Origin of the sequence: Acinetobacter sp. YH01008 (assembly GCF_013420435.1) — a bacterium.
GTDB classification, from domain to species: Bacteria; Pseudomonadota; Gammaproteobacteria; order Pseudomonadales; family Moraxellaceae; genus Acinetobacter; species Acinetobacter pseudolwoffii.
This window is the reverse complement of sequence record NZ_VOYD01000025.1, coordinates 1-15,468: the sequence shown is the minus strand read 5'-3', so window position 1 is coordinate 15,468 and position 15,468 is coordinate 1. Positions and strand designations below refer to the sequence as shown.

Here is a 15,468-nt window from a genome sequence, read left to right as displayed (position 1 = left end):
ATGTATAAGCGTTGAAGTTTATCGTTTGATAAGATTGCGCAAATTATCCAGATAATGCTGCGCCTGTAATTTCGGATCGATATTACCCGCCAGCTTTTTCTTGCGACCTAACCATTCCAGTTCATCTTCCGGTAATTCATCCAGAAAACGGCTTGGAGTCATTTGCTTCATCTGTCCGCCAGCCTTGCGCTGTTCGGCCAAGGTAATGGTCAGACCCTGACGTGCACGGGTAATCCCGACATACATCAGGCGACGTTCCTCTTCAACCGTCTCCGCAGCAATCGAGTTCTTATGCGGCAGAATTTCTTCTTCCAGCCCGATCAGATAGACATAAGGGAACTCAAGCCCCTTAGAAGCATGTAAGGTTAACAAGTTGACTTTGTCAGTATCTTCTTCTTCCTGTTGCTGCTCCAGCATATCCAGCAGCACCATTTTACGAATCACGCTTTCAATATTTTTTTCATCGACATCTTCAGCGCGGTTAATCAGGCTTTGGATGCTGCTGTAAAGCACTTCAATATTGTCGAGCTTGGTTTTTTCCTGTGCCGGCGTGGCTGCAGTTTCCTTGATGTAATCGATATAACCTGCTTCAATCATCATCTGACGGATGATCGGTACCGGTTCATCATCATCAAGTAAATTGCGGGTAAAGCCCTCAATGAAGTCGGCAAACTCTGCCAACTGTGTGGTGGCCTTTTTCGGAATCGCCATGGTCAAACGCTGATCCGCTGCCGCAGCCAGCAGTGACAGGTTATTTTCCTGAGCAAAGAGACCCAGTTTTTCCAGTGTCACCGGCCCAATGGCACGTTTTGGCGTATTGATAATCCGTAGGAAAGCGCTGTCATCTTCAGGGTTAATGATCAGGCGTAAATAACTCATCATGTCCTTGATTTCGGCACGCGCGAAAAAAGATTGACCGCCAGACAATTTATACGGAATCTGCATCTGACGGAGATGGGTTTCTAAAATACGCGCCTGAAAATTGCCGCGATATAATACCGCATAATCTTTCCAGCTTTTCCCATTCATCAATTTATGCGTGATCAGGTCTTTGACCACGCGTTCTGCTTCATCATCATCATTACGGCAAGTAATCACCCGGATCACTTCACCATGGCCTTTGTCTGACCAGAGTTTTTTATCAAAAATATGCGGGTTATTGCCAATCACGGTGTTGGCTGCTTTAAGAATACGACTGGTCGAACGATAGTTCTGTTCCAATTTAATCACTTTTAAATTCGGGAAATCTTGTTGCAGCAAGGCCATATTTTCCGGTTTGGCGCCACGCCAGGCATAGATGGACTGGTCATCGTCGCCTACAGCAGTGAACTGCCCCATCACGCCAACCAGCAATTTCACCAGAATATACTGTGCAGTGTTGGTGTCCTGATATTCATCGACCAGCAGATAACGAACCCGGTTTTGCCATTTGTCACGGACTTCTGCATTTTCCTGCAACAAGCGCGTCGGCATCACAATCAGGTCATCAAAATCTACCGCATTATAGGCACGCAGATTACGTTCATAGAGCTGATATAAATGCGCAAACTGGACATCTTCGGCAGTTTCACAAGTGGTATGCGCCTGCTCGGGTGGAATCAGATCATTTTTCCAGTCCGAGATCATTTTCATGGCTTTGGCAATCAGTTCTTTGCTTTCTGCACCGGATAAATTATCACGATGCATCAAATCCATCAGAATACGTTTGCAGTCGTCAGCATCCAGAATCGAAAAATTATTTTTAAGGGGGGTATGTTTCAGCTCCAGACGCAGCATATTCAGGCCAAAGGTATGGAAAGTCGAAACTGAAACGCCTTTACTTTCTTCACGGGTTAACAATTTGCTGACACGCTCTTTCATCTCACGTGCCGCTTTGTTGGTAAAGGTCATTGCAGTAATACGATGCGCAGGAATCCCGCAATGCTTGACAAGATATGCGATTTTTCGCGTGATCACTGAAGTCTTGCCTGAACCCGCTCCTGCAAGTACTAACAAGGGTCCTTGAGTGTATTTCATGGCTTCAAGTTGCTTGTCATTTAACTGACTGGCGAGTGACATATGGCTTCCTCTTCTAGATTCGGCTCCGATTATAGTCATCTCTGCCTCAGTTGCCTAATTTAAAATACGATTAATCAGGTCAATGTCCAGATATAAAAAAACCACCCGAAGGTGGTTTTTTTATATGCGTTTAAAGATTATTGAACAGCATATACCGCGATTTCTACACGACGGTTTTGTTCTTTACCCGCCGCAGTTGTATTGTCTGCGATCGGGTTGGCTGAACCTAAACCTTGAGCATTAATACGTGTACGTGAAACACCTTGACCTGATAAATAAGTTGCTACAGAGTTAGCACGTGCTTGAGACAACGGGATGTTGATTGAGTCATTACCGGTACTGTCTGTATAGCCAGTGACCAAAATACCGCTCTGGTTATCTTCGGTTAATACTTGAGCCACTTTATTCAAAGTGCCATAGAAGTTTGGTTTGATGTTCGATTTGTTGGTATCAAATGTAATGCTACCTGGCATTACAAGGTTAATCGAACCATCTGCATTACGGTTAACATCTACGCCAGTTCCGGCTGTTGCTTGACGTAATTTTTTCTCTTTGTTATCAAGATAAACACCTGCTGCACCACCAACAACAGCACCAATCGCTGCTGCACGGTTGTTTTGACGGCTGGTATTCGCATTACTCTTAGAAACACCGTAACCTGCTGCAGCACCAATTAAAGTACCTAAAGCAGCTTTATCATATTCCACACCACCGAGGTTATTACCAGTTGATTGACAACCTGTAAGTGCTACGGCCCCTGCTACAGCTGCTGAAATTACTAGTGCACGCATCGCATGACTCCTTATTGTATGCTTTGTTGTATAAGCGAAATAATGATTTAAATTGAACGGGATAACCATTGAATTTTTGTTAATAATAAATCGTTTCGCAATATTTTGTAATGTTTATATGTAACTAAAACAATGGACTTCATCACAATATCTTCATAGTTAGGCCTTTAGGCTTTTTTATTTGCCTCACTCTCATTATATTATTCAAAATATGAAAAAATTTAAGCGATTAATCTCTGGGGACTGTTTTGATATGTCATCGAATAGCAATAAACAAGCAACTTTAAAAAAACTTACACGTGGCTTGGCTGTCACCTCAGTGATGACAGGCAGTACTTTTTTTCATGGCCCTCCGGTTCTGGCACTGGGTTTTACCAAGTTTTTTAAAAAATCTGCAAAAGTTGATGAAACCAATATCAAGATTACCAACAGCTGGTTAGGCGTCAATAATTGGCTGATTGACAATGTGCTCAACAATACCGAATGGCAAATAACAGTAGATGAATCACTTGATTTAAATATGCAGGGCCGTTATTTGATGACCTGTAATCATCAAAGCTGGGTCGATACCACCGTCAATCAGTACTTCGGCTTGACCCGTATGCCGCTGACGCGTTTTTTTACAAAATGGGAACTTATTTTTATTCCTTTTGTCGGTCAAGCCTTTAAAATTTTAGGTTTTCCGATGATGAAACGGCATAGCAAGGAACAGATTGCTAAAAATCCTGCGCTAAAATACCGCGATATGGAAGAAGCACGTAAAGCCTGTGAGCAGCTGATCAGTCAGCCCTTTACCCTGTTAAATTATCTGGAAGGCACGCGTTTTACCCAAGACAAACATGATCAGCAGCAGTCTCCTTACAAATACTTACTTAAACCTAAGGCCGGTGGTCTGGCTTTGGCGCTGAGTATTCTCGGCGATAAAATTGATGCGCTGGTCGATATGACCATCGTTTATCCGGACGGTATTCCGGGTTATGGTGAATTTTGGTTAGGTGAAGTGCCACGAATTGCGGTAAATTTAAGAAAAATTGAGATTCCTGACTGGGTACTCGGCGGCAATTATGAAGATGATGCTGAATACCGTGCACGTTTCCAGAAATGGATTGATCAAATCTGGACTGAAAAAGATCAACTAATAGCGCAAATGCAGCAGAACTTTGACCAAAGCGCTGTCTGATTTTTTGCCTGAGTAACTATGAAGAACGACAATCCCGACATCACCTCTAGCTCATTTAAGTTTATTCGTAAAGGCACCTGGGGCTGGAAAGTTGCACTGATTTACGACATTTTTATGATGGTCTTAATCATCATTAATCTATTTTGTCTCAGTGCCAATGCCATTTTAATGAGCGATTTTGGTCAATGGTTGTTTGACTTCATTCGTTTACCGGAAATCTTGCAGTTTTATAAAAGTGATTTACGCCCTTGGGTGGTCATTACTGAGGTCTGGTTTACCACCTTCCTGATCTGTGAATTACTGGCACGTTGGGGCATTGCCATTGTTCAGCGCCATCATCGGCGCTGGTGGTTTTTTCCATTCGTACATTGGTATGAAATTCTCTCCATTATTCCACAACTGCGCTTTCTGCGTCTGTTACGTGCGGTCGCGATTGGCTATAACTTGCATAGTCACGGTTATAAAGTCATTCCCGAGCGCTGGTATCGTCAAGGCAATTTTTATTACAACATGCTCATGGAAGAACTTTCCAGCCGTGTGGTGCTGACTGTACTGGACGGTATTAAGCGTGAACTCAGCACCAGTACATCACATAAAAAATTGATTGATGATTTGGTAGAACATCATCGTAAATTACTGGCAGTTGCCTTGGCAGACATCTTGCAGGAATCTTTGGGTAAAGAGTTGCAGGCACAACGTTCCATGATTGCTAAAAATGTCGGGCAAGTGGTCAGTCAAGCCATTGAAGACACCCCGGAACTGACCCAGTTATTGCGATTAATTCCACTTGTCGGTAGCCGGATTGAACAACAAATTCAAAGTATTGGCCAACGTCTAGGGGAAAATATCACCCAAGGTCTGATTGATCCCTTTACTCATAGCGGTAAAAAAGAAAATCCGACTTTTACCCTAATTTCAGATAAAATCAGCCAGATTCAGATTGAACATAATCCACATATTGATAAGTTGGTCGAATCGGCTGTTTTTGAAACACTTGAAGCGATCCAAAAACAGGTGAAAGTCAAACAGTGGCAACAGATTTTAGAAGAACATGAGCAAAATCAGCGCTCAATAGATAGATAACATTTAAAGTGCAGAACCAGATAAAATCATCCGGTTCTGTTGGCATAAAAAAATAACTGAGATCGCTAGAGAATTACGCCAATTTGTTCTAGGATTTGCACTATTTACAACATTGCTTCGACATAAAACCAGCAAGTCAGAAGTATTTAAGGAAGAATTATGGCTGATATACGGATAAAAGGCAGAATGGTCAATGCAATACGCATTAGCTTAGATACCAATGATCATGATGCCATCCGCCAGCAACTTAGCCCAAAATTACAAGCTGCATTCCCATCTGGCACTTTGGCCGTCATTGAAAGTTCAGTTGAACAGGAACTGATTGCCCTGATTCAGCTGTTAATCGACTTAGATGTACAGCCAATGGCCGTGACTGAGGGTTTACTGGGTGATCAGGCGCGTTCCATTCAGTTCCCGGTTCTGCCACCCGATCGCCAGTTAGAAGAAGTGAAAGCCACGAAAGAACAGGTGGTAGAAGTTAAGCCAGAAGCAGCGACAAGTGATGATCAGGCAGCTGCTGCCCCGATCGTTGCGCATGTGACCTCATATCATGATGAAATTCTGCGGACGGGCCAATGTATTGTGCAGCATAATGGCGACATTATTATCAATGCCGGCATCAACAGTGGTTCAGAACTGATTGCTTCAGGCAATATCCATGTGTATGGCAGCGCACGTGGTCGTGTCATTGCAGGTGTCGGGGGGAATACGGCAGCCCGTATTTTCTGTCACAGCCTTGAAGCAGAACTGATCTCGATTGCGGGAACCTATTGCGTAGCGGATGATATTCCCCCGCATGTCGTTAAGAAATCAGTGCATATTTACTTGAATGATCAACAAGAGCTTGTATTTGAAGCTCTACAATTTTAATGTATAAATAAATACCAAAAACCCCATTTTAAACAGGGGATTTGAACCATAACAGGAGTGGATTCGGTGGCGAAAATTGTTGTCGTAACGTCAGGCAAAGGCGGTGTAGGTAAAACTACAACAAGTGCATCTTTTGCAACAGGTTTAGCCCTACGCGGTCACAAAACTGTTGTGATCGATTTCGATGTAGGTTTACGTAACCTTGATTTGATTATGGGCTGTGAACGCCGTGTAGTTTATGATTTTGTGAATGTTTTAAATAACGAAGCACGATTACAGCAAGCACTGATTCGCGATAAAGATATTGAAAATTTATATATTTTGCCTGCATCACAAACACGTGATAAAGATGCCTTAACAGATGAAGGTGTTGCTCGTGTAATGGATGAACTTTCGCAGGAATTTGATTACATTATCTGTGATTCACCTGCCGGTATTGAACGTGGTGCTATTTTGGCCATGTACCATGCTGATGAAGCCATCATTGTCACCAATCCTGAGATTTCATCAGTACGTGACTCTGACCGTATCATTGGCATGCTTGACAGTAAAACTAAAAAAGTAGAACAAAACGAAGGTCGCATTCGTAAGCATCTGTGTATTACCCGTTTCAACCCGGAACGTGCCGATAAACAGGAAATGCTGACGATTGACGATATTTCTAAAGATATTTTACGTGTACCGACCTTGGGCGTTATTCCTGAGTGTCCAAGTGTTTTACAGGCATCGAACGAAGGTAAGCCGGTGATTCTTTTTACTGAGGCTGCAGCAGGTCAGGCTTATGACGACCTCGTGGCACGTTTCCTTGGCGAAGAACGTCCTTACCGTCATATCGAGGTAAAACCTAAGGGCTGGTTAGCACGACTATTTGGAGCGTAGACATGGCAGGATTCTGGAGTAAACTTTTTAGTGGCGAGGATAAACCATCAAGCGCACGGACTGCTAAAGACCGTTTGAAGGTTATCGTTGCTTCCGAACAAGGCTTGGGTCGTCGCTTGAGCCAGGACAAAATTGATCAGATGAAGACAGAAATCATGCAAGTGGTCAATCGCTATGTACGTGGTGTCGATGAGCAGCATATTCAAATGTCGGTACGTTCTGAAGCCAATATTGAAATGCTTGAGATGAATATCAATTTACCTGAAGAACGATAATCTGATTTTTGATTGGTCAAGCAAATTGATTCAAGGCAAAATATGAGGCCGGATTAGTAAAGCACGGCTTTACCCGGCCGCAAGACGAGAAGCTATGCTTTGAGTGGACTGGATCAGTAAATTAAAGCACGGCTTTTAAGGATTTACTCAATCCCAAGACTAGAAACAATGTTTCTAGTCGACAGAGTCAGCTCAAAAGACACTGTCTCTTGCTCATACAAATTTTGCCTTTTTTCATGCCGAAAAAACTACATTAGATTAAGGAAATTGCGATGGCATTATCTCAACCAGCGACCTTTAACGAAGAATGGTCAGATGAGCGTGTATTTGCCTACCTGAATCAGCTTCCTCCTGCAGGTGTAAATGCTGACTTTCATGTGCTTTATCATGCTTTCAAGCATATGCGTCCATTTGATTATGAACGCCTGTTGACGAAATTTGTCGCTGATGGCCGTGATGTCAATGCAACCAATCCTGAAGGGCAACGCATTCATGACGTGATTGCCACCTTCCCGCGTCAAAGTGCCGAGTTCTTGGCGGTATTGGCGAAGTTTGCCTGATTTTAGCTACCGTATTAAAAAAGCCTGCAATTGCAGGCTTTTTTATGGTTCAGCATAGAGAAACTTAAACCAGAATCTCGCGTTTACCATTGGCACCCATGCCACTGACAATACCGTTCTCTTCCATCTGGTCAATGATCCGCGCAGCACGGTTATACCCCAGACTAAATTTACGCTGTAGCGAAGACGTTGAAGCCTTACGGGTTTCGAGTACAAATGCTACGCACTGATCATACAGTGCATCTCGATCTGGGCCACCCTCTCCACCCTCTTCAAAACCGCGACTTGATGGTTCCTCATCATACGGCGTCAGGATTTCATCGACATAATTGGGCGCACCACGTTCACGCCATGCATCACAAATCCGGTTCACTTCATCATCGGCAATAAAGGCGCCATGCACACGCTCAGGCTCAATTTTACCAGGCCCCAGGAAGAGCATATCACCATGACCGAGCAAGTCTTCTGCACCGCCTGCATCCAGAATAGTACGTGAGTCAATTTTTGAGTTGACACGCAGTGCCACACGGGTCGGAATATTGGCTTTGATTAAACCGGTGATCACATCCACCGATGGACGCTGAGTGGCAAGCAGCAAGTGAATACCGGCCGCACGGGATTTTTGTGCCAGACGCGTAATCATTTCTTCAGCTTTTTTACCGACCTGCATGATCATGTCAGCAAATTCATCCGCGACAATCACAATCGAAGGCAACGGCGTTAAACGCGGTGCACGCTCACCCACCACTGAATCACTGGCCTTCCAGGTTGGATCGATCAGATCTTCACCATTGGCAATCGCTTCTTCGACCTTGCGGTTATAGTCACTGAGTTTACGAATTTTCAGGAAAGACATCAGTTTATAGCGACGTTCCATTTCATTGACACACCAATTTAATGCGTTGACTGCATCTTTCATATCGGTGACGACAGGCGTCAATAAATGTGGAATATCATTATAGTTGGCCAGTTCCAGCTGCTTTGGATCGATCAGAATCAAACGCAACTGTTCAGGGCTGTATTTGAGCAACATCGATAGAATCATCGAGTTGACTGCCACCGATTTACCTGAACCCGTGGTACCCGCCACCAGCATATGCGGTGCCTTGCCCAAGTCAGCAATTACCGGATTACCGGAAATATCCTTACCCATTGCCATGGAAAGAATACTGTTCGGATCAGTGAAGGCTGGAATGGTCAGAAGCTCGATCAAACGTACCATTTCACGGCTGCTGTTCGGCACTTCAATCCCGATATACGGTTTACCGGGAATCACTTCAACCACACGTACCGATGCCATCGACATCGAGCGTGCCAAATCTCGGGAAATATTAGTGACTTTAGAGGCCTTCACACCCGGCGCCAGATCCAATTCAAAACGTGTCACCACTGGGCCCGGCTGTGCTTCAACCACCTTGGCTTTGACATTGAATTCCTGCAGTTTGATTTCAAGCAGTTCAGATAAACGCGACAATTGCTCTTCAGTGAAATTCACTTTTTTATTCGGATCGACTTCATCCAGCAGGTCGAGACCCGGAAGAGGCGATAGATCTTTACGGCGCTCAGCCACCTGCATCGCACGTGACATCGGACGGCCTGAAGCATCAGTTAAAGGTGCATCAAAATCAAACTCGTCTTCATCTTGTGGTTTGCCAGCCGTTTCTTGCCAGGCTTCTACAAATTCTTCTTTAGATAAAGCCTCGCGTACTGCGGCATGAGTTGCAGAAGAATCAGATACCGGTTGTGCTATAACTTGATGCTGAATCGGGGCCTGTACAAAAGCAGAAGATTGCGCATAGCTAGAGGCACGTATAGTTTGTTTTGGCTCATCCTCTTCAATCAGCAAATCACCCAGGTCATCCAGATCGGCTTGCAATGCACTATTTTTGACTACATGTGCTGTTGCGACAGATGCCAGAACCGGCGCCGCGCTTGTAACTTCTTCGGCAAAGCTCTGGGGTTTTGCAGCAGGCGCAGCATTAAATGGACTATGCACATCTGTCGCCGTTTTTCCTTGTGGAACGGCAGCCAGAAGTTCATCAAAGATTTCATCATCATCCCAGTCCAGCCCAGTATGCGTAGCAGGCGCTGTTCTGGCTTGAACATGTTGAGACGGCGCAGCTTGAGAAACCGCCAAGTGTGAGGCTGGAGCACTATGCTGCTCTTCTTCGGCAGCTTTAAGTAATGCATCAATATCCTGTTTATGGCGCTGATCTTCACTGGAATGTAAGGCACGCCATACTTCGCCTGTTGCCACGACGCGGTCTGGCTGTTGCGGCACTTGCGGTGCTTGCTTCAATGTCTCGACTGGCTCAGGAGCCTGCTGTACAGCCTCAGGAATATCGTCATGTAACTGTGGCTGCTGCGATTCTTTATCAGCAAAATCATCAAATAAGCGTTCAGCAACCTGATCACGCACTACCGGATCGATGTCTACCAGTTCATGCTCAGGTGCAGGGGTTACTGCGACCATTTTCTTCGCAGCATTCACTGGCTCTTTTTTAATCACAGGCGCAGTCCGGTCAAAATCGGACATACCTTCAGGGATATTGCGATAGAACAGATCCTGTAAATAAGCCGGTGTTGCTTTGAGACTGCTCCAGGTCTTGTTCCACTTCACCCCAAAGGCCAGTGTAAATAACATCACCCAAAATACCAACAGGAAGAATGCAGCACCATATACCGTCAGCAACTGTTCTAAACTCTGGCCTAATTCATAGCCAATGATACCGCCGGAAGAATTATCCAGCGTATCGGCAGGCACTTGCCAGAATAAAAACAGCAGTGCTGACGTGGTCAATAACAGGAAGAATTGCGCAGCATAGCGGAATGGCCGGTTCAGGAAGCTACGTGGCCACCAGACCTGAACCGCTTCCATAAACAGATAGACAGGAATCAGCAGGCTTGCCCAACCGAGAAAGCCAAACAAAAGGTCTGCAATCCAGGCACCCGCAACCCCACTGGCATTCGAAACGGTCTGCGTATCACTAGAGATATGCATCCATCCCGGATCAAATGGCGTATAGGTCACTGTTGCAAGAAACAGATAAATCCCAAATGAGACTAAAAATAATGTCATTACTAAGCGCTGTGCATAGGCACTCGACACCGCTGTCATATACTGTCCTGTAACCAATTCTTCATGAATATTCTTTTGCTTCAATGCTTGAAAAAAGCGACGCAATAAAAGGCATATTATGCACCTGTTCTGTGAAAAAAGATGCACTATTGTGCAAGCACACTGTGTACTTATTATATATAGCCCAAATCGATTTCAATGATCAATAATATCGACTTTAATCTCACCCCACTGTTATACAGTTTCACGTATAATTCAATAAATTTCTAAATAAAAAAGGATACAGCTGATGAGCGCACGTCACTCACGACTGATTATTTTAGGTTCTGGCCCCGCAGGCTACAGCGCAGCAGTCTATGCAGCGCGTGCAAACCTAAAACCAACCCTCATTGCCGGTTTGCAACTGGGCGGCCAATTGACCACGACCACGGACGTGGATAACTGGCCTGGTGATCCTGAAGGCTTAACCGGTCCAGCATTGATGGAGCGTATGCAGGCGCATGCAGAGCGCTTTGGCACTGAAATCGTGTATGACCATATCAATGAAGTAGATCTAAACCAGCGCCCTTTCGTATTGAAAGGCGATATGGACGAATTTACCTGTGATGCTTTAATCATCTGTACCGGTGCAACAGCTCAATATTTAGGTCTTGAATCTGAAGCTGCCTTTATGGGTCAAGGCGTCAGCGCTTGCGCCACTTGTGATGGTTTCTTCTACAAAAACCAGAAAGTCATGGTTGTGGGTGGTGGTAACACCGCTGTTGAAGAAGCCTTATACTTATCCAATATCGCTTCGCATGTGACTCTGGTTCATCGCCGTGATTCATTACGTTCTGAAAAAATCTTGCAAGATCATTTATTTGCCAAAGAAAAAGAAGGCAAGATCAGCATTATCTGGAACCATCAGGTCGATGAAGTTTTAGGGGATGCACAATCTGGTGTGACCTCAGTACGTATCAAGTCGACCCAGGATGACTCTACTCAAAACGTCGATGTAACGGGTATGTTTGTTGCCATTGGCCATAAGCCAAACAGTTCAATGTTTGACGGTCAGTTGCAGCTGCGCGACGGTTATATTCAGGTGCAAAGTGGTACTGCGGGTAATGCAACCCAAACTTCGGTACCGGGCGTATTTGCTGCGGGCGATATTGCTGACAGCATTTACCGTCAGGCCATTACTTCTGCGGGTTCAGGCTGTATGGCTGCACTCGATGCAGAAAAATATCTTGATGCGATGGGCAAACTAGACTAAGCAGCAAGAATAAAAATGCCGTCCATTATGGGCGGCTTTTTTATTGCTAGAATTAGCTTATGATTCATCTATAGTTTTATTTCAGGTTTGCCATGCATCTACTTTCTCCCTCACAATTTATCTTCCCTGACCCGATGCAGGTTGACCCTGAAGGCGAAGGACTGATTTGTATTGGTGCTGACCTCTCCCCTTCCACACTTTTTGAAGCCTATACCCATGGCTTATTTCCCTGGTTTTCTGAGGGAGAACCTATTTGCTGGTGGAGTCCGGAACCGCGCTGCATTATTCGGCCCCATGATTATCATCCAAGTAAATCCCTGATCCGCAATATGAAAAAATGGGATTATCAAATCACGGTCAATCATGCTTTTGAAAGGGTGATTCGTTCCTGCTCATTGCCGCGTGCTTATGCAGAAGATACCTGGATCAGTGAAGATATTATCGCAGGATACTGCGACATGTTCGATGCCGGATATGGCTATAGTATTGAGATCTGGGATGAAAATCGCATTGTAGGTGGGCTTTATGGTGTAACGATTGGACAGGGTTGTTTTGGTGAGTCCATGTTTAGTACGCAGACCGATGTTTCTAAAATGGCTTTTTATACTTTAATGCTGATTGGGCAGGAAAATAAGCTGCCCTGGATTGACTGCCAGTTGGTCAATGACCATCTTTTAAGCCTCGGCGCCTGTACACTTTCTCGCCAAGACTATCTTAATTCGTTACAAGATGTTGTAAAACAGCCTGCTATCGATTGGAAAAAGTATCAAGAGGGTGTATTTTCAAGTAAAACAATAGCGCAAAACGCGCGACTCAGTGAATGAAAATAACAGAGGGTACTTGTTATGAACTCTTATCAGCCAAAGTCCCTACTGAACGATTTACAGTATTATATTACGCCGCCGCACGATTGCAGCTACTTGCCCAATAAGTCGGCACGTATGGTTTTTCTGGATCCTGCGCATCGCATTGATGTACTGACCCTGTCAGAACTGTCGCGCACCGGTTTCCGGCGCAGTGGCGATTTTGTTTATCGTCCGGAATGTCATCTGTGTCGTCAATGCTTATCTTCACGCGTACCAGTGGCTGAATTTTCCATGAACAGTTCACAAAAAAAAGCCTGGAAACGCAATCAGGATCTTCGGGTGAAAATTACCAGTCCAGAGCAGGCCGGTGATACGCATTATGCGCTGTATGAACGCTATATCAATGAACGCCACGCAGATGGGGACATGTTCCCCCCGAGTCGCGATCAGTTCGAAAAGTTTTTATTGCAAAGTTGTACGGATAGCTTCTTTTTAGAATTATGGCTGGATGATCGCTTGATCAGTGTTTCCACCTGCGACTTGCTAGATGATGGCATCTCGGCTGTATATACCTTCTTCGATCCAGATGAAAATCGCCGCTCTCTCGGTGCATTTGCAATCTTGAAGCAGATTGAACATGCGCAAAAACTTGGCTTGCAATTCATCTACCTCGGTTATTGGGTGCCACACTCCAACAAGATGAATTATAAATCTCAGTATCTGCCTCTAGAACTCTTGATTGATGGCCAATGGCGACGTTTAAACCGTGCGCTGAGTGAGCTGGAGATTCAGCACCTGGGAAACTCATTGATGACGACCTTACCCAGCGGATGGAATCACCAGATTATTAAATAAGGTCGTCAGTTTCTATTTGAACAGGCTAGCAAAGTCATCCGTACATGCCTTGACCATAATGATGGCATGTTCGCGTGTTCCGTTTGAACCCGGATAATAATTTTTGCGTAAATCAATCTGATGAAAGCCTGACTTTTCATAAAGCTTGATGGCAGCAATATTAGTTTCGCGCACTTCCAGGAAAATCTGCACCGGATTATTTTTCAGCATGGCGACTGAGGCATCCAATAATTGATAACCCAAGCCCTGACCTTGCTGAGCCGGATCAATTGCCATAAGCAGTAAATTGGCTTCATCCAGCACCGGTTGTAAAATACAAAATCCCAGCACCTGCCCTTGCTGCTCGATCACGGTACTTTGATAAGCAGTCACTGCATCTTCAAACTGTTTTAAAGTCCAGGGATGTGATTGAACAGATTTTTCAATCTTTGCAACGGCTGCTACATCCGCTGCTTGCATTAAACGAATCATCTTCGTTCATCTTATATAGAATTAACTTCCGCATTATAGAAACTTCATCCAAAAAATCGAGTAAAAAAAAGAGCAATTTCAATCGCTCTTTAATTTTCAATCCTATTCAAGTCCGAGTTTGGCTTTCCAGACTGTTAACAGGCCATGTGTATCATGATCATTTGGATGAAAGCCAGGTTTAAAGTACATTAACATTTCACGACCCATGCCCGTAATTACCCCTTTTGATGGGCTATACGCGTAGGTATATATCGATTTCAGCGATTCCAAATTCAATTGATTGTCCTGCTTGAGTAAACGGGCCAGAAAATAGCTTTGTACAACAGCTAAGGTTGCCATCAAAATGACCAAAGATGAGGTCCGTAGCGCATAGGCTTTTAAACCTTTACCAAAGACAGCTTCAAACACATCATAGGCCACCGCTTTATGTTCATTTTCTTCAATCGCATGCCACATCCACATATTTTTCATGGTTTTATCAGTCATCAGTTCCTGGATATGAGTGTTACTTAACAACTGCGTTGCGATGGTCGCGGTAAAATGTTCCAGTGCTGTGGTTGCAGTCAAATCCACCATTTCTTGGCTAATGCCAACTGGCTTCAGCAGTTTGGCCATGACTTTACGCGTGGTCTGAATCACCTGATCGGTATAATGATCCAGTGTCTCGACATCATGTCCATAGCGCTGTGCGGAGGCATTAAAACCGACATGTTCATGCGTGTGCATAGCTTCTTGACCAATAAAGGCAGAAATTTCTTTTTGCAATTCTGCATTATCTTTGATCGCTGAATGCTGACGTACGGCCCGAACGCTATCGATAAAGAACTTTTCACCTGCCGGAAACAGTGCAGATAAAGCGGTCATAAAATGCGTTAAACCGGCTGATCCATGCATCCAGTATTCCGGGACATGATCGAAATCAAAATTCATACGACGAACAGGAAAGCTTGCACCAGCACGCTCTGAAATTTTTACTTTTACGTTCATTGTAGGCTCCTTTCAAGCACAGCTGCCTGAATCTATTATTTGTTTTATTGAGCCTAGTTTTATTGATTTTTATCGTATAAATAAGTGCAGTTTAGGTCATCACACTATCAGTTAAGGACACTCATGAGTGATTGTCTGACAAAAATCCAGACAAAAAAAAACGCCTCAAAGAGGCGCTTTTTTTAAACAATCAGCGATTATGCAGTTACTTTAGCAACTACACCAGCACCCACTGTACGACCGCCTTCACGGATCGCAAAACGTAGACCTGGGTCCATTGCGATTGGGTGGATTAGCTCTACTGACATCTCAACGTTGTCAC

General features: G+C 44.4%; 14 protein-coding genes and 1 pseudogene. 9 read left to right on the top strand and 6 right to left on the bottom strand.

All coding sequences use genetic code 11. From position 1 onward, the window contains the following. Positions 1–18: 18 nt before the first annotated feature. Positions 19–2,058, bottom strand: a complete 2,040-nt coding sequence (locus FTT75_RS12420; protein ID WP_005096042.1) for a UvrD-helicase domain-containing protein — start codon at positions 2,056–2,058, stop codon at positions 19–21. Positions 2,059–2,195: 137 nt separating this feature from the next. Then, positions 2,196–2,849 carry an OmpA family protein gene (locus FTT75_RS12415; RefSeq protein ID WP_074384135.1) on the bottom strand — a complete coding sequence of 218 codons (654 nt, stop codon included), beginning with the start codon at positions 2,847–2,849 and terminating at the stop codon, positions 2,196–2,198. A 253-nt stretch (positions 2,850–3,102) separates the two neighbouring features. On the opposite strand from FTT75_RS12415, the gene FTT75_RS12410 reads away from it, so the two are divergent. The 6 genes from FTT75_RS12410 to FTT75_RS12385 all read left to right on the top strand — a co-directional run bounded on the left by FTT75_RS12410 (position 3,103) and on the right by FTT75_RS12385 (position 7,696). Continuing rightward, positions 3,103–4,029 (top strand): acyltransferase, encoded by a 927-nt coding sequence (locus FTT75_RS12410; protein WP_005096040.1) that lies wholly within the window; start codon positions 3,103–3,105, stop codon positions 4,027–4,029. Between the two features lie 18 nt (positions 4,030–4,047). Next, positions 4,048–5,112 carry a preprotein translocase subunit SecA gene (locus tag FTT75_RS12405; protein ID WP_180186531.1) on the top strand — a complete coding sequence of 355 codons (1,065 nt, stop codon included), beginning with the start codon at positions 4,048–4,050 and terminating at the stop codon, positions 5,110–5,112. 159 nt (positions 5,113–5,271) lie between these two features. After that, positions 5,272–5,982 (top strand): septum site-determining protein MinC, encoded by a 711-nt coding sequence (gene minC / locus FTT75_RS12400; RefSeq protein ID WP_005096035.1) that lies wholly within the window; start codon positions 5,272–5,274, stop codon positions 5,980–5,982. A 66-nt stretch (positions 5,983–6,048) separates the two neighbouring features. Continuing rightward, positions 6,049–6,861 (top strand): septum site-determining protein MinD, encoded by an 813-nt coding sequence (gene minD, locus FTT75_RS12395; protein WP_005096033.1) that lies wholly within the window; start codon positions 6,049–6,051, stop codon positions 6,859–6,861. 2 nt (positions 6,862–6,863) lie between these two features. Beyond that, positions 6,864–7,136: a cell division topological specificity factor MinE gene (gene minE / locus FTT75_RS12390; RefSeq protein WP_005096032.1), complete on the top strand. Its 273-nt coding sequence runs from the start codon at positions 6,864–6,866 to the stop codon at positions 7,134–7,136. Positions 7,137–7,408: 272 nt separating this feature from the next. Then, entirely contained in the window at positions 7,409–7,696 is a 288-nt protein-coding gene (locus FTT75_RS12385; RefSeq protein WP_005096030.1) for a PA4642 family protein, read from the top strand. Positions 7,697–7,760: 64 nt separating this feature from the next. On the opposite strand, the gene FTT75_RS12380 is transcribed toward FTT75_RS12385, so the two are convergent. Beyond that, a complete protein-coding gene (locus tag FTT75_RS12380; RefSeq protein WP_159516752.1) occupies positions 7,761–10,814 on the bottom strand; it encodes a DNA translocase FtsK in 3,054 nt (1,017 codons plus the stop codon). Between the two features lie 250 nt (positions 10,815–11,064). Between FTT75_RS12380 and trxB the strand changes: the two genes are divergently transcribed. The 3 genes from trxB (at position 11,065) to FTT75_RS12365 (ending at position 13,688) form a co-directional block, all read left to right on the top strand. Next, positions 11,065–12,027: a thioredoxin-disulfide reductase gene (gene trxB, locus FTT75_RS12375; RefSeq protein ID WP_005172342.1), complete on the top strand. Its 963-nt coding sequence runs from the start codon at positions 11,065–11,067 to the stop codon at positions 12,025–12,027. A 92-nt stretch (positions 12,028–12,119) separates the two neighbouring features. After that, positions 12,120–12,851, top strand: a complete 732-nt coding sequence (gene aat, locus FTT75_RS12370; RefSeq protein ID WP_180000118.1) for a leucyl/phenylalanyl-tRNA--protein transferase — start codon at positions 12,120–12,122, stop codon at positions 12,849–12,851. Between the two features lie 21 nt (positions 12,852–12,872). After that, complete coding sequence (locus tag FTT75_RS12365; protein WP_005096022.1) at positions 12,873–13,688, top strand: arginyltransferase; 816 nt, start codon at positions 12,873–12,875, stop codon at positions 13,686–13,688. A gap of 12 nt (positions 13,689–13,700) precedes the next feature. Here FTT75_RS12365 and rimI read toward each other — a convergent pair whose 3' ends face one another. The 3 genes and pseudogenes from rimI to FTT75_RS12350 form a co-directional block, all read right to left on the bottom strand. Next, positions 13,701–14,159: a ribosomal protein S18-alanine N-acetyltransferase gene (gene rimI, locus FTT75_RS12360; RefSeq protein WP_005096020.1), complete on the bottom strand. Its 459-nt coding sequence runs from the start codon at positions 14,157–14,159 to the stop codon at positions 13,701–13,703. A gap of 102 nt (positions 14,160–14,261) precedes the next feature. Next, positions 14,262–15,146 carry a metal-dependent hydrolase gene (locus FTT75_RS12355; RefSeq protein WP_180186529.1) on the bottom strand — a complete coding sequence of 295 codons (885 nt, stop codon included), beginning with the start codon at positions 15,144–15,146 and terminating at the stop codon, positions 14,262–14,264. Between the two features lie 197 nt (positions 15,147–15,343). Then, a pseudogene (locus tag FTT75_RS12350) lies at positions 15,344–15,468 on the bottom strand (elongation factor Tu); the annotation flags it as partial.